Below are 23116 nucleotides of genomic sequence, written 5' to 3'. Positions count from 1 at the left end.
GAGGGGCAGGCGATGTCGTGGAATTCCGGCAGCAACCGATCGCGCGAGGCCAGGGCGGCCCGCGTCGCGGCGCCGGACGTCCGGCGCGCGGCAACCGGTCCGTTGCCACGTCGCGTCGCGACGACCTGCCTGCGGACGTGCCTGCAATTCGCCGCACGACGCATCCGCGCGCAATGACGCCGCGGAGCCGGCGCGGCAACCGGCGTTGACGCAACCGGCGGCCGATCGCCGCCGGTTTGCACGTGATCGTTGCCGACGGCGCCGCGCGCCGTCCGCATTGGAGAGGAGCAGGTGCATGGGTACCCGGGCTGAAGCGGCACAGGACATTCGCGGCGCGACGCCGGCCATCGATTCGCCGCTGCTCGACGTGCTTCCGCAGCACGCCGGCGCAACCGATGGCGCCACGCAGCCGCTCGTCCTCACGCTTCCGGACGACGTGGCCGGCGCATCGCGCGATGCGCGCACGATGCTCGTCGCCGCGCTCGCCTCGGTGGATGCATGGCTGTCGGGCGCGGGTGAAATCGTGGCGACGGTGAAGCGCGGCAACGCGTGGCGGCAGCTGCGCATCGCCATCGACGGCATCGATGCGGGTCGCCTTGCGACCGCGATCGACACGGCCGATGCGATCGACGCCCCGCAGCCGTGCGCGTGGTGCGTGCCGGAGGCCGACGACGCGCCCGCGTTCGCCGCCTCGTCCTGGCGCATCGACGGAGCGCAGCTGCACGTCACGTTCCGCGACCCGCTGTCGCGCGAAGCCATCGTGCTGCTCGGCGATGCGACCGTCCGCGCACTCGCGACGCTCGCATCCGACCCCGCATCGCCGCTTTCGAGGATCGGCACTCCGGATGCCGCCGACCGCTCGCACCAGATCGACGACTGGGCCCTCGCGCCGCCCGCCCGCACGCAGCACGAAACCGTGCACGCCTGCTTCGCGCAGGCACTCGCGGCGTGGCCGCAGAACACCGCCGTCGTCCATCGCGATGCCGCCATCACCTACGCCGAACTCGACCGCCGCGCCGCCTCGCTCGCCACGCGCCTGCGCGAGGCGGGCGTCGTCGCCGGGGACATCGTCGGCGTCGCGCTGCCACGCTCCCTCGACGCCGTGGTCGCACTGCTCGGCGTGATCAAGGCCGGCGCCGCGTACCTGCCGCTGGACCTTGCGCTGCCAGCCGACCGCGTCGCCTTCATGATCGACAACGCGCGCGTGCGCGTGCTGGTCGTCGATCCCGCGATCGAAGCCGCCGCGATGCCGCGCGATGCCGCGCGCGTGAACGTGCACGGCGACGATGCCCCGTTCGACGGCGAACCCGCCATCGACGGCGATTCGCTCGCGTACGTGCTCTTCACCTCCGGCTCCACCGGCGTGCCGAAGGGGGTGGAGATCCGCCACCGCTCGCTGGTCCGCCGACTGCACGGCGTCGATTACGTCGCCCTCGACACCGGCACCCGCCTGCTGCACCAGGCGCCGCTGGGCTTCGACATTTCCGGGCTCGAGATCTGGGGCGCGCTGTTCAACGGCGGCACGATCGTGGTGCACGATGAAGTGGCGCCGACCGCGGCGCGCCTGCGCGAAACCATCGCGCGGCACGACGTCAACGCAGGGATCATGGCCGTCGCGCTGTTCAACGCCGTGGTCGACGAGGACGCGATGATCCTGGCCGGGATGCGCGATCTGATCGTCGGCGGCGAAGCGCTGTCGGTCGATCACATCCGCCGCATGCAGGCCGCCGCGCCGGCGCTGCGCCTGCACAACGGCTACGGCCCGACCGAGTGCACGATCATGTGCACCTCGCATCCGATTCCGCGCGACCTGCCGGCCGATGCGGCGACGATCCCGATCGGCCGTCCGCTGCAGGACACCAGCGCGTACGTGCTCAACCGTCGCCTGCAGCTGCTGCCGACGGGCGTGATCGGCGAGTTGTGCGTGGGCGGCGTCGGCGTCGCGCGCGGCTATCTCGCGCGGCCGGAGCTCAATGCGGAGCGCTTCGTGCCCAATCCCTTCATCGAAGGCGACGTGCTGTATCGCACGGGCGACCAGGTGCGCCTGCGCGAGGATGGGCTGATCGAGTTCGTCGGCCGCACCGATGCGCAGGTGAAGATCCGCGGGCACCGCATCGAGCTGACCGAGGTCGAAGCCGTGCTCGCGCGGCATCCGTCCGTCGCTTCGTCCATCGTCGTCGCGCGCGCGGATTTCCCCGGCGAAAAGCGCCTGGTCGCGTACTACGTCGAATCCGGCATCGAAGCCCACGCGCCGCAGCTGCGCGCGCATTTGGCCGCCGCGCTGCCGCCGTACATGGTGCCGACGCGTTACGTGCGGCTGGACGAACTGCCGCGCACGGTCAACGGCAAGATCGACCGACGGGCCTTGCCCGCGCCGGATCGCCGCCGTCCGGAACTCACCGTCGACTTCGCCGAGCCGGCGACATCGCTCGAGCGCCGATTGTGCGATGCGTTCGGCGCGCTGCTCGACGTCGAGGGCGTGGGCCGCGACGACAACTTCTTCGAACTCGGCGGCAGCTCGCTGCTCGCCGTGCGCCTGGCCGAGCAGATCCGCGTGGAAGGCTGGCAGGCCGACGGCAGCGGTCCGCGCGTGGCGGCGCCGACGATCTTCCAGCACCCGACGCCGGCGCGGCTCGCGATCGTGCTGGAAGGCGGGCAGGCCACGCATGCGCCGACCCGCCGCACGGTGGATGCGCGCGAGCCCATCGCCATCGTCGCGATGGCCGGGCGTTTCCCCGGCGCGGACGACGTCGAAGGCTTCTGGAACAACCTCTGCGAAGGCCGCGATTCGATCACCAAGTTCCGCATCGACGAGCTCGATCCGGCCGTCAATGCGAGCGAACGCAACGATCCGGCCTACGTCGCCGCGCGCGGCGTGATCGACAACGTCGAGCTGTTCGACGCGGCGTTCTTCGGCATCGGCCCGCGCGAGGCGGAGCTGATGGATCCGCAGCAGCGCATCTTCCTGGAGCTGTGCTGGGAATGCCTGGAACGCGGCGGCCATGCGCCGGACGCCGCCGGCGTCACCGGCGTCTTCGCGGGAATGAACAACGCCACCTACTTCCAGCGCCACGTGTCCGCGCATCCGGACCTGGTGAGCCGCGTCGGCGCGTTGCAGGTGATGCTCGGCAACGAGAAGGACTACATCGCCACGCGCGTGGCGCACAAGCTCAACCTCACCGGCCCGGCGGTGGCGGTGCACTCGGCGTGCTCGACGTCGCTGGTCGCGATCGCGCAGGCGGTGGAAAGCCTGCAGGCCGGCCTGTGCGACATGGCGCTCGCGGGTGGCATCGCGGTGACGTGCCCGCCGCGCAGCGGTTACCTGTACCAGGAAGGTTCGATGCTCTCGCCCGACGGCCACACGCGCACATTCGACGCGAACGCGAAGGGCACGGTGTTCGGCGATGGCGCAGCGGTGGTGCTGCTGAAGCGATTGTCGGATGCGATCGCCGACGGCAATCCCGTGTACGCCGTGATCCGTGGCAGCGCGCTCAACAACGACGGCGCCAATCGCGCCAGCTTCACCGCGCCGAGCAGCGAAGGCCAGGCCGCGGTGGTCGCGCTCGCGCACGACAAGGCCGGCGTCGATCCGCGCAGCATCAGCTACGTCGAAGCGCATGGCACGGCGACGCCGCTGGGCGATCCGATCGAGATCGAGGGCCTCACCCGCGCGTTCCGTCGCGGTACGCAGGACAGCGGCTTCTGCCGCATCGGTTCGCTCAAGAGCAACGTCGGCCACATGGTGACCGCGGCCGGTGCGGCGGGCGTGATCAAGACCGCGCTCTCGCTGCACGAGAAGCGCATCCCGGCGAGCATCCATTTCGAGTCGCCGAACCCGACCATCGATTTCGCCAGCACGCCGTTCGTCGTCAACGCGCGCATGAGCGCATGGGAACGCGACGGCGACGCACCGCGCCGCGCGGGCGTGAGTTCGTTCGGCCTCGGCGGAACCAACGCGCACGCCGTGCTGGAGGAAGCGCCGCCGCTGCCCGAGTCCGGCGAAGCCGAAGGCCCGCAGCTGCTGGTGCTGTCCGCGCGCACGCCGGCGGCGCTGGGCGCGGCCGTGAACCGGCTGGCCGATCACCTCGACGCGCATCGCGATGCGAACCTCGCCGACGTGGCGTGGACGCTCGCGGTCGGGCGCAAGGCATTCGCGCATCGCATCGCCATTGCGGCCGACGACGTGCCGTCCGCGATCGAAACCCTGCGCGCGCCCGACACGCAGGCCGACGCCGCGCGCAGCCGGCCGGCCCGCGCGGCCGGCGTCGTCTTCATGTTCCCGGGGCAGGGCGCGACGTACCCCGGCATGGGGCGCAGCCTGTACGAAGCCGAGCCCGTGTTCCGCGACGCGCTGGACGAATGCGCGAAGCTGCTGCGCGCCGACCTCGGCTTCGATCTCCGCGAGCGCCTGTTCGCGGAAGACCCCGAGGCCTTGCTGCCGACCTCGATCATGCAGCCGGCGACGTTCGTCATCGAATACGCGCTGGCGAAGCTGTGGATGGCGCGCGGCATCGAGCCCGTCGCCATGATCGGCCACAGCATCGGCGAGTTCGTCGCCGCGACCCTGGCCGGCGTGTTCGAACTGCGCGATGCGCTGCACCTCATCGCGCGCCGGGGTGCGTTGATGCAGGCGCAGCCGGCCGGTTCGATGCTGTCGATCCGCCTGCCGGCCGACGCCGTGCGCGAACGCCTGCCGCAGGCGCTCTCGCTCGCGGCGGAGAACTCGCCGCTGGCCTGCGTGGTCGCCGGGCCGTCGGACGCGGTAGCCGCGTTCCAGGCGCAGCTGGAAGGCGAGGGGATCGCCTGTCGTGCGCTGCGGACGTCGCACGCGTTCCACTCGACGATGATGGAGCCGGTGGTCGCGCCGTTCCGCGAGGCCGTCGCGGCGGTGAGCCTCGGTCCGCCGACGCGGCCCATCGTGTCCACCGTCACCGGCGCGCCGCTGCGCGACGACGAAGCGACGTCGCCCGACCACTGGGCGCGCCACCTGCGCGAGGCGGTGCGTTTCTCCGGCGCGTTGCAGGCGCTGGTCGAGGATCCCTCGCGCGTGCTGCTGGAAGTGGGCCCGCGCGGCACGCTGAACGCGCTCGCGCGCCAGCAGCCGGCCGTGCAGAAGCAGCGCATCGCCACCGTCGCCAGCCTGTCGGACAACCCCGCGAGCGAGCGCCGCGACCTCGTCGACGCAGCCGGCCGGCTCTGGAGCCAGGGCGCGGCGATCGATCCGGCCGCGTTCGACACGCGCGCGATCCGCCATCGCCTGCGCCTGCCGACCTATCCGTTCGAGAGACAACGTTATTGGGTGGAGGCGGTTGCCGCGAGCCCGGGCAACGTCGTCCCGCACCCGGCGGTCGCCACCGCCGCACGAACCAACACCGTACTGGAGACCGTCATGCCGCAGTCCCTGCCCGCCGCCGCCGCCGTCCCCGCCGTGCCCGCTCCCGGCCGTCGCGAACGCCTGGTCGGGCAATTGCGCGGCCTGTTCGAGAACATCGCCGGCTTCGACATGAGCGACGCCGACGCGGACACCAACTTCATCGAACTGGGCCTGGACAGCCTGATGCTGACGCAGGTCGCGGTGCAGTTGCAGAAGACCTTCGAGGTACCGGTGAACTTCCGCCAGCTGATGGGCGATTGCAGCAGCCTGGATCGCCTGGCCGGCATGCTCGACGCGACGCTGCCCGCCGACCCCGCGCCGGCGCCCGTGCAGGCGGCGACTGCCGCGCCGATGGCCCTTTCGCCGGTTGCGGTCGCGCCCGTCGCGCTGCCCGCGCTGGAAGGCGGCAACGACTTCACCCGCCAGGTGATCGCCCAGCAGATGCAGCTGATGGCGCAGCAGCTGGCGTTGCTGTCGGGCGGCGCAGTCGCTCCCGTGGCCACTGCTCCGATCGCCGTACCTGCGCCCGTCGCCGCCGCACCCGCCGTCGCCGCGCCCACCGCAGCCGCGCCGGTGCAGAAGCCGGCCGTCGAAGGCGAGGAAGACACCGGCGCCGTGCAGCAGAAGTACGACGTGAAGAAGGCCTTCGGCGCGATCGCGCGCATCGAGAACCACGTCGATACCGACCTGTCGCCGCAGCAGAAGGCCAAGCTCGATGCATTCATGGACCGCTACGTCGCGCGCACGCGCAAGTCGAAGGAATACACGCAGGCCAACCGTTCGCAGCTCGCCGATCCACGCGTCGTCAATGGCTTCCGTCCGCTGACGAAGGAGATCGTCTACCAGATCGTCGTCGAACGTTCCAAAGGTTCCCGCGTCATCGACATCGACGGCAACGAATACGTCGACGCGCTCAACGGCTTCGGCATGAGCCTGTTCGGCTGGCAGCCGGACTTCGTGCTCGATGCCGTGCGCGAACAGCTCGACAAGGGGTACGAGATCGGCCCGCAGCACCCGGTCGCCGGCGAAGTCGCGCAGCTGGTGTGCGAACTCACCGGGCACGATCGCGCCGCACTGTGCAACACCGGTTCCGAAGCCGTGCTCGGCGCGCTGCGCATCGCACGCACGATCACCGCGCGCAGCACGGTGGTGCTGTTCACCGGGTCGTACCACGGCATCGTCGATGAAGTGATCGTGCGCGGCACCAAGTCGCTGCGCGCCGTGCCGGCGGCGCCGGGCATCCTGCGCAACACCGCCGAGAACGTGCTCGTGCTCGATTACGGCACGCCCGAGGCGATGGAGATCATCAAGTCGCGCATCCACGAGATCGCCGCGGTGCTCGTCGAACCCGTGCAGAGCCGCCGCCTGGACTTCCGTCCGGTCGACTTCCTCAAGGAACTGCGCCAGCTCACGCAGGACAACGGCGCGCTGCTGATCTTCGACGAAGTGGTCACCGGCTTCCGCTCCAACCCGGGCGGCGTGCAGGCGATCTTCGGCATCAAGGCCGACATCGCGACCTACGGCAAGGTCGTCGGCGGCGGCTTCCCCATCGGCGTGATCGCCGGCAAGCGCGAGTACATGGATGCGCTGGATGGCGGCCACTGGCAGTACGGCGACGATTCGGTGCCCACCGTCGGCGTGACGTACTTCGCCGGCACGTTCGTGCGCCATCCGCTCGCGCTGGTTGCGGCGAAGGCGGTGCTGGAGCACTTCAAGGCCGATGGCGGCGAACTGCAGAAGCGCCTGAACGCGAAGACCGAAGCGCTCGCCGCGGACATCAACGCGTTCTGCGCCGACGTTGGCGCGCCGGTGTCGGTGAAGCAGTACGCCTCCGCGTGGAAGACGCACTGGCACGAGGCGCACCCGCTGCAGGACCTGCTGTTCGCGTCGATGCGCATGCGCGGCATCCACATCCTCGACAACTTCCCGTGTTTCATCACCACCGCGCACAGCGATGAGGACATCGCGCGCATCGCTACGGCGTTCAAGGAAGCGGTCGCCGAACTGCAGGACATGGAACTGCTGCCGCGACGCGCGGCGACGCCGAAGACGGTGATGGACGCCAGCAGGCCCGTCGTGCCCGGCGCGCGCCTGGGCCGCGAACCGGACGGCACGCCGGCGTGGTTCGTGCCCAATCCGGAGCAGCCCGGCCGGTACATGAAGGTGAGCGCATGAATGCAGCCATGTTCGACAGGAGCCGGGACAAGGCCGGCGGCGCCGATACCGCCGTCGATTACGACCCGTTCGCCGACGGCCCGCTGGCGCGCGTCGCGCCGACGACCGAACCGCAGCGCGAAGTGTGGCTCGCCGACCAGCTCGGTCGCGATGCGTCGCTGGCGTACAACGAGTCGATCTCGCTGGATTTCCGCGGCCCGCTCGACGCCGACGCGCTGCGCGAGGCGCTGCGCGGCCTGGTCGCGCGCCACGACATCCTGCGCGCGAACTTCGGTCCCGACGGCAAGACGCTGTGCGTGGCCGACGAACGCGCCATCGAACTGTCGCTGACCGACCTCTCCGCGCTGGAAGACGCCGCGCGCGACGCGCGCATCGCCGCGCACGCGCGCGAGGCGGTGGAAACGCCGTTCGATCTCGACCATGGCGTGCTGTTCCGCGCGCAGCTGCTGCGTCTGTCCGACGATCACCACCACCTCGTGCTCACCGCGCACCACATCGTGTGCGACGGCTGGTCGTGGTGGGTGATCGTGCGCGAGCTCGGCGCGCTGTACTCGCAGGCGCGGGGTCATGCGTCGCAGACGCTGCCGCCGGCCGAATCGTTCGCCGATTACGCGCTGGCCGAAGCCGAACATCCGCACGGCGCGACGTACCGGGCCGACGAGGCGTACTGGCTCGGACGCTTCGCCGACGGCGGACCGGTGCTCGACCTTCCGACCGATCGCACGCGTCCGTCGCGTCGCACGTTCCCGTCGATCCGCGAGGATCATCTGCTCGACAACGATCTCGTCGCCGCCGTGCGCCGCCTCGGCGCGCGCCAGGGCGCGAGCCTGTTCGCGACCCTGCTCGCCGGTTTCGCCGGCCTGCTGTCGCGCCTGACCGCGCAGAACGACGTGGTGATCGGGATTCCGGCCGCCGGCCAGTCGGTCGATGGCCACGACCATCTCGTCGGCCATTGCGTGAACCTGCTGCCGCTGCGGTTCGAGCTGGACCACGCGCAGCCGTTCGAACAGGCACTGGGCGGCGCGCAGTCGACGCTGCTCGACGCGATCGAACACCAGCGCTACACCTTCGGCACGCTGCTGAAGAAGCTGCCGTTGCAGCGCGATCCCGCGCGCCTGCCGCTGTGCAGCGTGATGTTCAACATCGACCAGGCGATGGACCAGGAAAGCACCGGCTTCCACGGCCTGGGCATGCGCCTGATCACCAATCCGCGCAGTTACGAGAACTTCGAACTGTTCGTCAACGCGGTGCAGGTGCAGGGCGGCATGCGGCTGGAATGCCAGTACAACACCGACCTGTTCGACAACGCGACGATCCGCCGCTGGCTCGCCGCGTACGAGACGCTGTTGCGCGAAGCCGTCGCGCGGCCGGACCTTCCGTTCGGGCGGCTGTCGGTCGTGTCCGAAAGCGCGCGCGCGGAACTCCAGGCGTTGCAGCCCGCGCCGGTGGCGTTCGACCGCGAATGCCGCATGCACGAGGCGTTCGAACGCCAGTGCGACCGCACGCCCGATCGCATCGCCGTCGAGTTCGACGGCGCGCACGTGCGCTACGACGAACTGGAAGCTCGCGCCAACCGCATCGCGCACTTGCTACGAAAGCGCGGCGTGCATCGCGGTTCGCTGGTGGGGCTGGTGCTCGATCGCGGCGTGGACATGCTCGCCGGCCTGCTCGGCGTGCTGAAGGCGGGCGCGGGTTACGTGCCGCTGGACCCGAATTTCCCCGCCGAACGCCTGGGCTACATGGCCGGCGACGCGGGCCTGGCCGCGCTGCTGACGACAAGCAAACACGCAGGCAACTTCGACCTGCGCGGCCGTCCGGTGTTGTCGCTCGACACGCTGGACGATGAACTCGCCACGCTGCCGCATTCGCGCATCGGTCGCGACGCAGGCGCAGCGGAGCCGGAATCGATCGCCTACGTCATCTACACCTCCGGTTCGACCGGCCGCCCGAAGGGCGTGCAGGTGCCGCATCGCGCGGTCAGCAATTTCCTGTCGAGCATGGCGAAGGAACCGGGCCTGGGCGCGGACGATCGCCTGGTCGCGGTGACCACGCTTTCGTTCGACATCGCCGTGCTTGAACTGCTGCTGCCGCTGTCGGTCGGCGCGCGCGTCGTGCTCGCCGATCGCGTGACCGCCGCCGATGGCGTCGCGCTGAAGGCGCTCATCGCCAGCAGCGGCGCGACCGTGATGCAGGCGACGCCGGCGTCGTGGCGTTTGCTGCTCGATGCGGAGTGGCAGGGCGATGCGGACTTCAAGATCCTCTGCGGCGGCGAAGCGCTGCCGCCGGATCTGGCGACACAGCTGCTCACGCGCTGCGGTTCGCTGTGGAACGTGTACGGCCCGACCGAAACGACGGTGTGGTCGACGTGCTCGCGCGTGCTGGATGCGTCCGACATCCATATCGGGCGGCCGATCGACAACACGCAGGTGTGGATCCTCGATCCGCGCGGCGAGCTGTGCCCGCTCGGCGTGCCGGGCGAGATCTGGATCGGCGGCGATGGTGTGACGCTGGGGTATCTCAACCGACCCGAACTCACGTCCGAACGTTTCGTGCCCGATCCTTTCGCGGGCTCGAGCGGCGCGCTGCTGTATCGCACGGGCGATCGCGGGCGCTGGCGCCCGGATGGCGTGCTCGAACACCAGGGACGCCTGGATTTCCAGGTGAAGGTGCGCGGCTACCGCATCGAGCTGGGCGAGATCGAAGCGCTGCTGGCGGCGCATGCGCAGGTCGCGCGTGCGGTGGTGGTCGCGCGCGAGGATCGTCCGGGCGACGTGCGGCTGGTGGCGTACGTGGTGGGCGAAGGTGCGTCCTCGCTGGACGAAGCCGCGCTCGCGTCGTACCTCAAAGGCTCGCTGCCCGATTACATGATCCCGCAGCACATCCTGTTCCTCGACGCGATCCCGCTGCTGCCCAACGGCAAGATCGACCGCAAGTCGCTGCCGGCGCCGGACCTCACCGCGAAGCTCGCCGGCGAACGCGTGGCGCCGCGCAACGCGCTGGAGCGCACCATCGCCGACGCCATGGCGAAGGTGCTCGGCCTCGCGGAAGTCGGCGTGGACGATGATTTCTTCTCGCTCGGCGGGCACTCGCTGCTCGCCGCGCAGCTGACTTCGCGCATCAACAAGGAGCTGGGCATCGCACTGTCGCTGCGTGCGCTGTTCGACGGGCCGACCGTCGCCAAGCTTGCGCGCATGGTGCAGGGCATCGACGGCGAAGCCGCGCCGAAGCGCGAGCCGATCAAGCCGCTGGAAGATCGCACGCGCGGTCCGATGTCGGTGATGCAGGAGCGCCTGTACCTGCTCGAACAGTTCAATCCCGGCCAGATCACCTACAACACGCCGAGCGCGCATCGCCTGCGCGGGCCGTTGCAGCTGGATGCGTTCCAGGCCGCGCTCAACGCGATGATCCAGCGCCAGAGCGTGCTGCGCACGACGATCGGCCTGGTCGATGGCGAGCCGATGCAGATCGTGCACGACGCGGTCGACGTCGATATCACCGACGTCGTCGACGTGAGCCATCTGCCGAAGGACGAACGCGAAGCGGAAGTGTCGCGGCTGATGGATGCACTGATCCAGACGCCGTTCGAACTGGACCGTGCGCCGCTGATCCGCTCGCGCCTGTTCCGCCTTGGGCCGGAAGAGCACGTGTGGTTCTTCATGACGCACCACCTGATCTGGGACGGCTGGTCGTTCGACCTGATGTACACCGACATGGCCGAGCTTTACGCCGCGCAGCTGGAGCAGCGCGAGCCGAAGCTGCCGGAACTGCCGGTGACCTACGCCGATTTCTCCGCGTGGCATCGCGAGTGGCTGCAGGGGCCGGAGTACGCGAAGCAGCTGGCGTTCTGGCGCGAGCGCCTCGGCGGCGCCGGCCACGCGATCGAAGCGCTGCCCACCGACATGCCGCGTCGCCCGGGCATGTCGGGGCGCGGCGTCACGCATCGCATCACCGTCGGCAACGACGTGACCGCGGCGCTGCACGACACCGCGCGCAAGGTCGACGCCACGCTGTACATGGTGCTGCTCACCGCATATTTCGCGCTGATCAGCCGTACCTCGAACCTGCGCGAGCTGATCGTCGGCACGCCGGTGCGCGGGCGCAACACGGCCGAGGTGGAGAACCTGATGGGGTATTTCACCAGCCTGTTGCCACTGCGCATGGAGATCGATCCGTCGATGACCTTCGCGCAGGCGGTGAAGCAGGTGAAGGACGTGGTGCTCGACAGCTTCGCGCATCCGGACGTCCGCCTGGAGGACCTGGTGCGCGAGTTGAGCGTGCGCAGTCGCGAAGGCGGCGCCGTGCTGTACCACGCGCTGTTCTCGTTCCAGGACATCCGCCAGCGCATGTGCGAATGGGGTCCGCTCACGCACGAGCGCTATCCGGTGTTCCAGACGGCATCGACGCAGGACCTCGGCCTGTGGTTCGTCGAACAGGACACGGGCCTGTCGGGCGGCTTCATCTACAACGCGGACATCTTCCTCGACGAAACCGCGGCGCTGCTGCGCGATCGCTACGTCGCCGTGCTGAAGGCGCTGGGGCGCGATCCGTCGCTGACGCTGGAGCAGATCACCCGGTTCGACGACGGCCAGCCGCTGTGCTTCGGACGCAGCATCGAGGCCGAACCACTTGCCGCGGAAACCCCGGCGACCATCGACGCCGAATTGTACGAGCCGCTCGACGCACTGGGCGAACAACTGCTCGAGATCTGGCGCGACCTGCTGCGCAAGCCGGACATCGGCGCGGACGACGATTTCTTCGCGCTGGGCGGGCATTCGCTGCAGGCGGTGCAGATGTTCCACCGTTTCAACCGCCAGACCGGCGTGAACCTGCCGCTGGCGACGCTGCTCTCCGCGCGCACCGTGCGTGCGCTCGCGCGCGAGTATCACCGCGCGAAGAACGATGCCGACGTGCAGGCCGACGGCGCGCGCCCGGACCCGTGGGCGCCGCTGGTGCCGATCCGTCCGCAGGGCGACGCGGCGCCGCTGTTCCTCGTGCATGCGGTCGGCGGCAACGTGCTGAACTACCGTCCGCTCGCCGACGCGATGCCCGCGGGCATTCCCGTCTACGGTCTTCAGGCGCTGGGGCTCGACGGCCGCACGGCGCCGCTGGAACGCGTGGAGGCGATGGCCGAACGCTACGTGCGCGAGATCCGCAGCGTGCAGCCGCACGGTCCGTACCACCTGGCGGGCGGTTCGATGGGCGGCATCATCGCCTTCGAGATGGCGCAGCAACTGATGGCGGCGGGCGAAACCGTCGGCATGCTGGGGCTGATCGACACGTCGGCGGAATTCGGCATCCGCTATCGCGCGCAGGCGCAGCGTGGATTCACCGGACGCGTGCAGCGGCTGCATCGTCGCATGCAGGGGCAAACGCTGGGCGAGCGCATTGCGACGATCGGCGGCGTCGTCAACGGCCGCCTGCAGGCGTCGAAGCTGCGCCAGCAGGCGCAACAGGCGCGCGATGCGGGCGAGGCGCTGCCGCACAGCGTGCGCTATGCCGAACTGGAAGCCACCCACATGCGCGCGTACGTGCAGTACATCGTGAAGCCGTACGCGGGGGCGATCGTGCTGTTCCGCGCGGAAAACCAGCCGCCGGAACTGAGCGCGAAGCCGAAGCTCGGCTGGGAAGCGATGTGCGGTGCGGTGGAGGTCGTGCCGGTGCCCGGCGATCACCGCGGCATGATCGAATCGCCGTCGCTGGTGGCGAAGCTCAGCGCGGCGATCCTGCGCGCGCAGGGCGGGGCCGCGTCCGTCGATGGCGCGGAGACCACTCCGGCCCAAGCGCGTGCGAAGCGATACGACGACACGGTCGCCGACGACGATCCGCGCGCGACGTACCTGCGCGGACTGTGGAAGGAACTGCTCGGCGTGGACGTCGGGCCGCAGGACAACTTCTTCGACCTGGGCGGCAACTCCATGCTCGCCGTGCAGATGTCAAGCCGCGTCGCGAAGGACACCGGCGTGCGCATCCAGTTGATGCGCCTGGCCGCGACGAATCTCGTGCAGATCGCCGCGGACCTGCCGTCGCACATCGTCCCGGAGGAACGCGGCGGCGTCGGCGCGCGCATGGCGCGCAGCATGAAGCGCCTGCTGCGCACGCCGGGAGCGGTGGAATGAGCGCGCCGTTCTTCTTCGGTGCGCCGGGCCGCAGCCTGTTCGGCCTGCTGCACGCGCGCGACGACGCGGAGCCTGCGTCGAAGCACGCGCTGCTGCTGTGCGCACCGCTGCTGCAGGACGGCATCCGCAGTCATCGTGCGCTGTGGTCGCTCGCGCAGACGGTGGGGCAGTACGGCATTCCGGCGCTCACGTTTGACTGGTACGGCACCGGTGATTCCGCCGGGCAGGACGCCGAGCTGAGCCTGTCGGGCATGCTCGATGATCTCGATCGCGCGAGCGTGGAGGCGATGCGTCGCGGCGAAGTGTCGCAGGTGCAGTTCCTCGCGCTGCGCAGTGCGGCGCTTCCGCTGCTGGCCGCGCTGGAGCGGCGCGTCGATCCAGTCGATGTCGTGCTGTGGGATCCGCAGCTCGACGGCGACAGGCTCGTCGCGTCGTGGAGGGAACAGCATCGCCAGCAGGTGCACGAAAGCGGCCGTTACGTCGGCGTGGTGCACGAATCCGACGGCGGCGAGCTGCTCGGCTTCGGCGTGAGCGATGCGTTGCTGGATGCGCTCGCGGCGCTCGACGCCGCGCAGCTGCGCCTGCCGCACGGAAGCCGCGTGCGCATGGCGGTGTGGGAGATGGACGAGGAACTGGACCGCTTCGCGCGCGAGCAGCGCGCCGGTGGCGTGGCGGTGGAGGCGGTGCTGCTCGACGAAGGCGAGCGCCCGGAATGGAGCGTGCCGTCGCGCTTCGGCGGCCAGGTGTTCCCGCGCCGCGCCGTGGCCCAGCTCGCGCAGCGCATGACCGGACAGGTGCCGTGGTGAACCTGCAATTCAACCAGAAACGACTCGACGCGCGCGTGCCCGAAGCGCGCCTGGAATCCGCGCCCGCGCCCACGCGCGAACGCACGCCTGGACCCGCGCAGGACGCCTGCATCGAAACGGCGCATCGCTTCGGCGATGGCCTCGTCGGCGTGATCACGCGCCCGGACGGCGTCGCATCGAAGATCGGCGTGTTGCTGCTCAACGCCGGCCTCACGCGCCACACCGGCCCGTTCCGCGCACACGTCGACATCGCGCGCATGCTCGCGGCGCAGGGCTTCGCGGTTCTGCGCTTCGATCAGTCGGGGCTGGGCGACAGCGAGCTGCCGGGCAAGGCGTCCGGCGAACGTCGCCACCGCGAAACCGACGCGGCGATGCGCCTGCTCGCACAGGAGGCGGGCGCCGAACGCTTCGTGCTGTGCGGCCTGTGCTCGGGTGCGGACGATGCCTTCCACGTGGGCGCGGTCGATCCGCGCGTGGCCGGCGCGATCCTGCTCGACGGCGTCGCGTATCCCACGCCCGGCTTCTGGGTGCGGCATGCACTGCCGCGGCTGCTGGATTTCGGCAAGGTGCTGCGCTTCCTCATGTCGCGCCGCAATCCACGCCCTTCGCTGTCGGATTTCCGCGACTGGCCCGCGCGCGCGCAGGCGCAGCGCATGGTCGCCGACATGGTCGCGCGCGACACGCGGCTGCTGTTCGTCTTCACCGGCGGCGCCTATCACTACTTCAACCATCGCGCGCAGTTGCCCGCGAGCCTCGGTCGCGCCGCGCAGGAGAAACAGGTGAGCCTGGAATTCTGGCGCGAGTACGACCACACCTTCTACCTGCGCAAGCATCGCCGCGTGCTGCTCGCGCGCATCGCGGCCTGGATGCGCGAACAGTTCGGCGACGCGGGGACGCCCTGACCCGATGACCGCGTCCACGCCCGGCCTGGCCCGGCATTACCTGCGCTATTCCACCGCCAACCTGTTGGTGATGATGGCGGGGCTGGTGTCCTTCCCGCTGCTCACGCGGCTGCTCGACAACACGCAGTACGGCATCCTGGGCTACTACGAAACCTGGGTGCTGATGGCGGTGGCCGTTGCCAAGCTCGGCGCGCAGCATTCGATCCAGCGCTTCTATCCGCACGGCGGTGACGACGCGCGCATGCGTTCGTTCGCCACCAACCTGTTCTACCTGCCGATGATCGGCTCGCTGGCGTTGTGGGCGTTGGTCGGCGCGATCGTGATCGTGCACGGCTACGTCACCGGCGAGGGGCATGCGCCGGTGTTCTGGATGGCGCTGGTGATGACGCCGATGCTGGTCTATTCCAGCCTGGTGGAAACCGTGCTGCGCGTGACCGAGCAGTCGCGCACGGTGATGCTCACGCGCGTGGCGTGGCGGTGGCTGCAGCTGGCGCTGATGCTCGGCGCGGTGCTCGCCGTGCAGCACACCGCCGCGGCGGCGTACGGCGGAAAGCTGCTGGCGGTGGTGATCGGCATGGTGTTCTACCTCGCGTGGGCGCGGCGGCACCTGCATTTCGCGCGACGCTCGATGGATCCGGCGGAGCTTCGCCAGTCGTTCGCGTACGGCATGCCGCTGGTGGCGACGGAGATCCTCGCCGTCGCGCTGGTGTCGATCGATCGCATCATGCTCAAGAGCCTGTCCGGCGATTTCGCGGTGGTGGGCATCTACAGCGTCGGCGCGGCGCTGGCAATGCAGGTGCACATGTTCATGAACCTCACCGTGTTCGAGTCGTTCACGCCGGCGGCCAACCGCGTGTTCACCACCGACGGCGCGGCGGCCGTGCGCGCGCTCAAGCGAACGATGCTCGTGCCGATGACCTATGCCGCGATCGGCGTCGCGATGTTGCTGTGGTGCCTGGGCACGGACCTCATCATCGCGCTGAGCGGCGCGGACAAGTCGCGATCGGGCCCGGTTTTCGAGTGGATGGGCGCGATGAACGCGGTGCTGCCGGTGGTGCTGGTGTGCGGCTTCGGCCTGGTGCTGGAACGGCGCACGAAGACGGTGCTGGCGTTGATGGGCCTGGCGGTGGCGGTGAACTCGCTGCTCAACCTGCTGTGGATTCCCGCGTACGGCGTGATGGGCGCGGCGTACGCGACCCTGGTGAGTTCGACGGTGTCGAGCGTGGCGGCATGCCTGCTCGTGGATCCCGCGCTGCGCCAGTTCCCGGATCGACGCACGTTGGGAACGGTGGCGGTCGCGGCGTTGGCGGCGCTCGCCGGTGAATGGCTCACGCTGCAGCTGTCGCTGCGCCCCGGCTGGCAGCGGATGCTGGTCGGCGGAATGCTGATCGGCGGGCCGTATCTGCTGGTGCTGCTGACACTGGACGCCCGGCTGCGCGGGATGCTGCATCCGAAGCTGCGCGCGGTGCAGCGGCGGGTGGGGGAGGGGGTGGCGGGGTAGCGGCTTGGAGTTGTCGTTGCTGTTGCTGTTTGTTGTTGGTGTCGGCGTTATGCCGTTGTTGCTGCTGTTGTAGCCCGGGTAAGCGAAGCGCACCCGGGTCGGAGGCGCCCCGCGCTCCCCGGGTGCGCTGCGCTTACCCGGGCTACAAGAGCTTACCCGGGCTACAGGAGCGCCACTCCGATGAGCGTGCAGGTCATCGGCGCAGGCATGCCCTCGTCACGCCGTCTTCCGCCCCCGCATCTTCCGCAGCGCCGCCGCCACGCCGGCGGTCAACAACGAAGCCGCCGCCAGCGTGCCGATCATCCACGTCGACGACTGCTTCGGCGCCGCTGCGCCGGTCGTGTCGTCGATCGCAGCATCTTCCGCACGCGAGCCAGGTTCCCGCGCGGCAGGCGCACCCGCGGCCGGCGCGCCCACCGTCGGCGCGCCCGCCTGGCCGTCCTGGAACTCCACCGCCCCGATGTCCGCCGCCGAGCCCTTCGGCCGCGACTGGCGCAGGAAATCCGAGGTCACGCTGGTCTGCTGCGTCGCGCGGTCGATCAGCGGGCTGCCCGCGAGCGGCATCGGATCGAACGTCGAAAGCTCGATGCTCGCCAGCTTCGGCTCGCGCCCGCACACGTTGCCGGCCGGGCACATGTCGTCCTTGACGTTCCAGAACGCGTTGCCTTCGAAGCTCACCACCGCCGTGCTCTTGTCGGCGTAATGCGCGCAGCTGCGCATGTCGCCGTCGCTGGCGGTGACGTCCTTCTGGCCGATCAGCGCATTGTTCTGGATTTCCACGCGCGAGCTCGCGTTGCCCCCGGCGGTGAGGATCAGACAGTCGCCTTCGCCGGTGATGGTGTTGTGGCGCACGGTCGCGGTTTGTTTCGGACCGACGCCGACCGACAACGCATTGCCGTACGCGCGGCACATGTCGCCGTCGCTCATGTCGTATTTCCCGTGGAAGTACGCGCACTGGCCGACGATCACCGAGTTCTCGACCAGCGCGTTCCCCGCGGTCTTCACCTGGTTGCCCGCGTTCGCCGCGGCGTACACGCGGCGCACGACGACGGTGGCGGTCTTCGATTCGTCGGTGTACAGCAGATCGAGTCCGTCGGAGGTGTTGTGGTGGATGCGCGAATCTTCCACCAGCCAGTGGCCGTTGGTCCGGCCGGTGCCGAGGCCGTCGCCGTAGCCGCCTTCCTCCTGCGCCCAGCACGCGAACGGTTCGCCGGTCTGCCAGCGCTCGGCGCAGCCGTTCCAGGCGATTTCCACGTTGCGGAACACGATGTCGCCTTCGTTGGAACTCTCGCCTTCGCCCACGTCGCCGTCCCAGCCGGCCCAGCCGTTGGCGTGGATGCGCACGCGTTCGATCGTCCAGTCGCGCAGGCCGCCGGCCATGATGCCGCGGCCCGACAGGCCGTGGATGTCCAGATCGTGCAGCCACACGTTCTTCGAACGCTTGGCGCCGATGCCGATCGACGCCCATTGCCCGAACGGCGGCGAGTCGCGCTCGCAACGCACGGCGTCGTTCGCGTGGAATTCGACGCAATCGCTCTTGTCGGTGATCTCGAGGCATCCGACTTCGACGTTGTCGGCGTCCTGCAGGTTGAGGACGAGGTCCACGCGGTTGGTGCCCCACAGTTTCGGTGGCGCCTTGCAGCCGCTGTCGAAACCCGCGCCGAGGATGCGCGTGCGCGCCTGCGGCGTGCCGCTCGGCGGCGCGGCCGGATAGCAGTCGTAGGGCGCGCTCGAATCGCAGCGCGTGCTTTTCGTCGAAAGGCCTGGCGATTCCCAGCCGATCATGTATTCGCCCGGGCCGATGATCAGCGTGTCGCCGCCGTCGATGCGCGGGCGATCGCTGGTCGGCAACGCGTAGTTCGGATGACGCCATGCGCAGTCCACGCCGCTGCCGCTGCCGGGATACGGCGCGTCGGCCCGACCGTTGCACTGTTCGTCGTCGCCGCCGTCGGTGCGGACGTAGTACGTGTCGGCGAACGCGGGCACGGGCATCGCCATCGCGGCTAGCGCGCACGCGGGCAGCAGGGCGAAGGCGAGGGGACGAAGCCGCAGGATGGCCATGTCGGATTCCGGCGCGGGGGAGGGATCGGGCAGGGCCCGTTACCGTGGAGAACGCGTTGCGCGCGCATGTTCGGCCGCCTCGCGCCCATGGCCCGTTCATGCAAGACTGCGCCGGCCATGCACTCCCTCCTGCTCTCGCCGATGACCTGGGCCCTGCTGTGGATGGCGGCCACGTGGCTGACGTGGGCGCGGGCCCGCGCGTGGTGGCGCGTGGTGCTGGCGATCGCGGGCATCGCGATCGTGCTGCTGTGCACGCCGCTGGGCGCGAATACGCTGATCCGCATGGTCGAAGGCGGCGTTCCCCGCGAGGCGCGCTGCGATGCGCGGGATGCGCAGGCGCCGATCGTGGTGCTCGCCGGTGGCCTGCAGGACGAACCACGCGCGCACGACGATTACATCGCGCTGACGCCGTCGAGCTGGCGTCGGCTGCGGGGCGGCGTCGAACTGTGGCGCCGTGGCGCGCCGGTGACGATGACCATCGCCGGCGGCGGGCCGTTCGCGATCAGCGAGGCGGCGGTGCTCGCGCGGCTCGCGCAGGACTGGGGCGTGCCGGCGCAGTGGCTGCGCGAGGAAGCGCAATCGACCACCACCTGGGAAAGCGCGATGGCGTTGCGCGGCACGTTGCCGGCGCGCGTGCGCGTGGTGAGTTCGGCCACGCACCTGCCGCGCGCGGCGGTGGCGTTCCGCGCGGCGGGCTTCGTGCCGTGCATGGTGGCGAGCGATTCGGCGTATGTGCCGATGGGAAGCGTCGGGTACTTCCTGCCGCAGCTGTCGGCGATGCAGAAGACGCAGGTGGCGCTGTATGAGGTGATGGGGGTGGTGAGTTATCGATGGCGGGCGCGGGGGCGTGGGCCTGGTTTGTCGGCCCGATAGTCGTGGTTGGCTTCTGTAGCCCGGGCAAGCGAAGCGCACCGGGTTGGAGAAGTGGCCGCGCCCCGGGTGCGCTTCGCTTACCCGGGCTACAACGGCCAGGAGAAATGGCGAACGCGGGGTTGCGCTAGGCCTCCACCGCCCCCAGCGTCGCCGCAGCCGCGCGCACCGGCCGCAGGTTCCCGCCCAGCAACGGCTCGTACGCACGCAGCAGCCGCGTGCCGATCGCATCCCAGCCGTACTCGTCTTCCGCCAGTCGACGCGCCTGGATGCCGAGTGCGGTCGTGCGCTCCGGGGACTGGAGCAGCGACAACACGGATTCGGCGAAGGCCTCCGCATCGTCCGCATACAACGCGCTGCGGCCATGGCGAAGCGCGATGCCTTCGCTGCCGATGGTAGTGGTGACGATCGCCTTGCCCAGCGCCATCGCCTCGAGCACCTTCAGCCGCGTGCCGCTGCCCGCGCGCAACGGGACGACGTAGACCGACGCGTCGTGCACGTGCGGACGCAGGTCGTCGACGAAACCGGCGAGGTCGACGTTCGCGCGCACGTTGGCGGGAACATCGAAGCCTTCGGCCTTGCCGACCAGTTCGAAGCGCGCCGTCGGGCGGCGCGCGAGGATGCGCGGGAACACCTCGCGCAGGAACCAGTCCACGCCATCGCGATTCGGAAACCAGCCCATCTGGCCGACGAACACCAGCCGTTCCGCATCCGGCGCGTGCGCGGCGGGGCGGTTCGTTTCCAGATCGACGCCATTGGCGACGACGTGCACGTTGCAGTCCGGCACGAGTTCGCGCAGCCCCTGCGCATCCACCTGCGAGCACGCCAGCACCGCGTCGGCGCGCTCGCAGGCGCGACGCTCGAACGCCTGCAGCCTGTCGACCTGGCCGGAAAGGAAGCGCCGCGCCCACGGTCGTGTTTCGATCCCGGCGCGCGCGGCGAGCAGGCGATGCTCGACGTTGTGCGCGTTCAGCGCGATCGGCACGCCGTCGGGCACGCAGTCCGCGTGCGCGATCAGCGGCAGCATGTCGAAGTGCACCAGATCGGCATCGCGCGCGAGAGCGCTCAGCCGCGCGCGCAGCGCGGGCGAGTCGTACTTGGCGACGAGGAAAGGCGTCGGCGTGAGCGTGCCGCGCAGCACCGCGCGCGCGAGCGCGCCACGCGAGCGTTCGCCGGGAATGCGGAAGGTTTCCACGCGCGCCATCGCCGCGTGCAGCGTCGCGGCTTCGTCGGGGAGATCGTCCTTGCGCTGGAAGCTCAGCAGCGTCACCTCGTGCTTCGATGCGAGCGCGCGCAGCACGTGCCACGCGCGCAGCTGGTGACCTTCGCGCGGCGGGAAGGGAAGGCGGCTGGTCACGGCAAGGATGCGGGCCATCGTGCGTCCTCAGTGTTTCTTCCACAGCCGCGCCGGGTCCATCGCCAGCGACGCGGGAAGCGACAACAGCGCGGCGAAGTTGAGCATCACGAAACTGCTCGCCGCCGGCAGCAACGGCAATCGCGCGGCCACGCGCGGCAACACCAGTCCACCCAGCGCGCCCGCGTAGGCGAGCAATTGGAGGCCGAAGGCGATGCGATGCAGGGCGCCTTCCGCGAACGCGGACGCCGCCAGCGCGACCAGCAACGCCCACGGCACCAGCAGGCGCAGGAACTTGTGCGAGAACCACGCGAAGAACGCCGGGTTCGCGAACGGGTCCAGCAGCCACGGCAGGCGCGCGATCAGCTGCCAGTTGCCCGCGAGCGTGCGCAGCTTGCGCTGGAATTCCTCGTCCACGCTGTGGCTGGCCCGGTCGAACGCGAGCGCCTCGCGCGCCATCCACACGCGATGGCCCGAGCGCAGCACCTGCAGCGGCATCCACATGTCGTCGAGCACGGTGTTCGCGGGAATCGGCACGAACAACGTGCGGCGCATCGCGTGGATCGAGCCGCTGACGCCATGCAGCCACCCCAGCTTCGCTTCGTCCGAACGCAGGCGTTTTTCCATGCGCCAGTACAGTCCGACGCCTTCGCCGGTGCCGTGATCGGCGGCGGCGATCACCAGCTCGCCGCTCACCGCGCCGATGGACGGATCGGCGAACGGCGCCGCCAACGCGCGCAGTGCGCCCGGTGCGAAGCGTTGCCGTGCATCGGTGAAGGCGACCAGCGGCGTGTCGACCTGGCGCATGCCCAGGGTGAGCGCCGCCGCCTTGCCGACGTTGTGCGGCAGATCGAGCACGCGCACGCGATCGTCGCCGAGCGATGCGGCGGCGCGCGCGGTGCCGTCGCGGCTGCCGTCGCTGATCGCCAGTACCTGCAGCCTGTCGGCGGGGTAGTCCTGGTCGAGGATGTCGCGGATGCGCGCGGCGACGCGCGCTTCCTCGTCGAAGGCGGCGATGACGACGGTCATCGGTTCGCATTCGTCATCGTCGCCGCCGCGCGGATCGTGCAGCGGCGCGTCGCCATAGCGTCGCGCAAGCAACGCCGTGAACAGCGGATAGCCCGCGTACGCCCAGGCGACCAGCGCGATGCACGACCAGAACAGCAGCGCGGCGTTCACAGCAGGCGCTCGCGCAAACGCTGGTAGCCGTCGTTGCCGAGCACGCGCTTGGGCAGCGCGAGCGCGGCGTGACGTGCCTGCATCCAGCGTGCCGGCAATCCGCGCCAGTGCACCAGCGCGGCGAAATCGTCCAGCGAGAGCGTGCGCGTGACCGGCAACCGCTGCAGCCACGCATCGCCACGACGACGCCGGTTCGGCCCCGGCACGGAGCCGAGCAGATGCCGGTAGCCGAGCCGCTGCGCTGCGTTCAGTTCGCGCTCGCCGCCACGACCGCCGGGCAGCGCGAGCGAATCGATCGGCCGGCCGCAGATTGCCTGCAACCGGCAGCGGCTGTCGTCGAGTTCGGCCATCAGGTCGGTCGTGTCCAGGTCCGACAGGAACGCATGCGTGCGTCCGTGCGAGCCGATGCCCATGCCGTGGGCCGCGAGGCGGCGGATGTCGTCCGGCGCGAGCATGCCGCACTGGCCGATGAAGTCGGTGGTGACGAAGAACTCCGCGCGCAGCCCGCGTTCGAGCAGCAGCGGCAGCGCGATCTCGACGTTGGACACGTCGCCGTCGTCGAAGGTGATGATCACGTCGCGTGCATCGCCGGAACCCGACAGCGCGTCTTCCAGCAACGGCGCGCGATGGCCCTGCTGCACCAGCCAGTCGAGCTGCCGCGCGAACATCTCCGGATGCACGCTGTACACCGGATCGAAACGCCCGCGCGAGGACGTCTCGCGGTGCAGGCCGTGGTACATCAGGATGGGAAGCGCGCTCATGTCGATGCCCTCGCCAC

The 23116-nt window shown here is 70.0% G+C and carries 10 protein-coding genes; 6 read left to right on the top strand and 4 right to left on the bottom strand.

The window, feature by feature from the left end:
* Nucleotides 1–295: 295 nt before the first annotated feature.
* From I4U41_RS02285 to I4U41_RS02265, 5 genes are read left to right on the top strand one after another with little or no spacing between them, the layout of a single operon-like run.
* The gene (locus I4U41_RS02285) at nucleotides 296–7549 is read left to right on the top strand and encodes a polyketide synthase (RefSeq protein ID WP_242524970.1); all 7254 of its coding nucleotides are present in this window, start codon (nucleotides 296–298) and stop codon (nucleotides 7547–7549) included.
* A complete protein-coding gene (locus I4U41_RS02280; protein ID WP_206859395.1) occupies nucleotides 7546–13665 on the top strand; it encodes a non-ribosomal peptide synthetase in 6120 nt (2039 codons plus the stop codon). The genes I4U41_RS02285 and I4U41_RS02280 overlap by 4 nt, the downstream gene beginning before the upstream one ends.
* Entirely contained in the window at nucleotides 13662–14471 is an 810-nt protein-coding gene (locus tag I4U41_RS02275; RefSeq protein ID WP_206859394.1) for a hypothetical protein, read from the top strand. Before I4U41_RS02280 ends, I4U41_RS02275 begins: the two co-directional genes overlap by 4 nt.
* The gene (locus I4U41_RS02270) at nucleotides 14468–15373 is read left to right on the top strand and encodes a serine aminopeptidase domain-containing protein (protein ID WP_206859393.1); all 906 of its coding nucleotides are present in this window, start codon (nucleotides 14468–14470) and stop codon (nucleotides 15371–15373) included. The genes I4U41_RS02275 and I4U41_RS02270 overlap by 4 nt, the downstream gene beginning before the upstream one ends.
* 4 nt (nucleotides 15374–15377) lie before the next feature.
* On the top strand, nucleotides 15378–16874 hold the full coding sequence (locus tag I4U41_RS02265) for an oligosaccharide flippase family protein (protein WP_206859392.1): 1497 nt from the start codon (nucleotides 15378–15380) through the stop codon (nucleotides 16872–16874).
* A 216-nt stretch (nucleotides 16875–17090) separates the two neighbouring features.
* Here I4U41_RS02265 and I4U41_RS02260 read toward each other — a convergent pair whose 3' ends face one another.
* Nucleotides 17091–18935, bottom strand: coding sequence for a right-handed parallel beta-helix repeat-containing protein (locus I4U41_RS02260; RefSeq protein ID WP_206859391.1), 1845 nt, complete (start codon nucleotides 18933–18935; stop codon nucleotides 17091–17093).
* Between the two features lie 117 nt (nucleotides 18936–19052).
* Here I4U41_RS02260 and I4U41_RS02255 point away from each other — a divergent pair, with 117 nt between their 5' ends.
* Complete coding sequence (locus I4U41_RS02255; RefSeq protein WP_206859389.1) at nucleotides 19053–19808, top strand: YdcF family protein; 756 nt, start codon at nucleotides 19053–19055, stop codon at nucleotides 19806–19808.
* A 124-nt stretch (nucleotides 19809–19932) separates the two neighbouring features.
* Here the strand turns inward: I4U41_RS02255 and I4U41_RS02250 are convergent, their stop codons facing one another.
* The 3 genes from I4U41_RS02250 to I4U41_RS02240 are packed head-to-tail and all read right to left on the bottom strand — an operon-like array spanning nucleotide 19933 to nucleotide 23099.
* Nucleotides 19933–21180, bottom strand: a complete 1248-nt coding sequence (locus I4U41_RS02250; RefSeq protein WP_206859387.1) for a glycosyltransferase family 4 protein — start codon at nucleotides 21178–21180, stop codon at nucleotides 19933–19935.
* Nucleotides 21181–21189: 9 nt separating this feature from the next.
* Nucleotides 21190–22338: a glycosyltransferase gene (locus I4U41_RS02245; protein WP_206859385.1), complete on the bottom strand. Its 1149-nt coding sequence runs from the start codon at nucleotides 22336–22338 to the stop codon at nucleotides 21190–21192.
* The gene (locus tag I4U41_RS02240) at nucleotides 22335–23099 is read right to left on the bottom strand and encodes a polysaccharide deacetylase family protein (RefSeq protein WP_206859382.1); all 765 of its coding nucleotides are present in this window, start codon (nucleotides 23097–23099) and stop codon (nucleotides 22335–22337) included. Before I4U41_RS02240 ends, I4U41_RS02245 begins: the two co-directional genes overlap by 4 nt.
* Nucleotides 23100–23116 lie beyond the last annotated feature (17 nt).

The organism is Lysobacter changpingensis (genome assembly GCF_017308985.1).
Classification (GTDB): Bacteria; Pseudomonadota; Gammaproteobacteria; order Xanthomonadales; family Xanthomonadaceae; genus Lysobacter_J; species Lysobacter_J changpingensis.
The sequence above is the reverse complement of the archived record's forward strand: the minus strand, read 5'-3'. Positions and strand labels throughout refer to the sequence as shown.

Excerpts from the sequence above, each read along its gene's own strand:
- I4U41_RS02280 (WP_206859395.1), top strand. The coding sequence starts at position 7,546 with ATGAATGCAGCCATGTTCGACAGGAGCCGGGACAAGGCCGGCGGCGCC.
- I4U41_RS02260 (WP_206859391.1), bottom strand. The coding sequence starts at position 18,935 with ATGGCCATCCTGCGGCTTCGTCCCCTCGCCTTCGCCCTGCTGCCCGCG.
- I4U41_RS02250 (WP_206859387.1), bottom strand. The coding sequence starts at position 21,180 with ATGGCCCGCATCCTTGCCGTGACCAGCCGCCTTCCCTTCCCGCCGCGC.
- I4U41_RS02285 (WP_242524970.1), top strand. The coding sequence starts at position 296 with ATGGGTACCCGGGCTGAAGCGGCACAGGACATTCGCGGCGCGACGCCG.
- I4U41_RS02265 (WP_206859392.1), top strand. The coding sequence starts at position 15,378 with ATGACCGCGTCCACGCCCGGCCTGGCCCGGCATTACCTGCGCTATTCC.
- I4U41_RS02255 (WP_206859389.1), top strand. The coding sequence starts at position 19,053 with ATGCACTCCCTCCTGCTCTCGCCGATGACCTGGGCCCTGCTGTGGATG.
- I4U41_RS02240 (WP_206859382.1), bottom strand. The coding sequence starts at position 23,099 with ATGAGCGCGCTTCCCATCCTGATGTACCACGGCCTGCACCGCGAGACG.
- I4U41_RS02275 (WP_206859394.1), top strand. The coding sequence starts at position 13,662 with ATGAGCGCGCCGTTCTTCTTCGGTGCGCCGGGCCGCAGCCTGTTCGGC.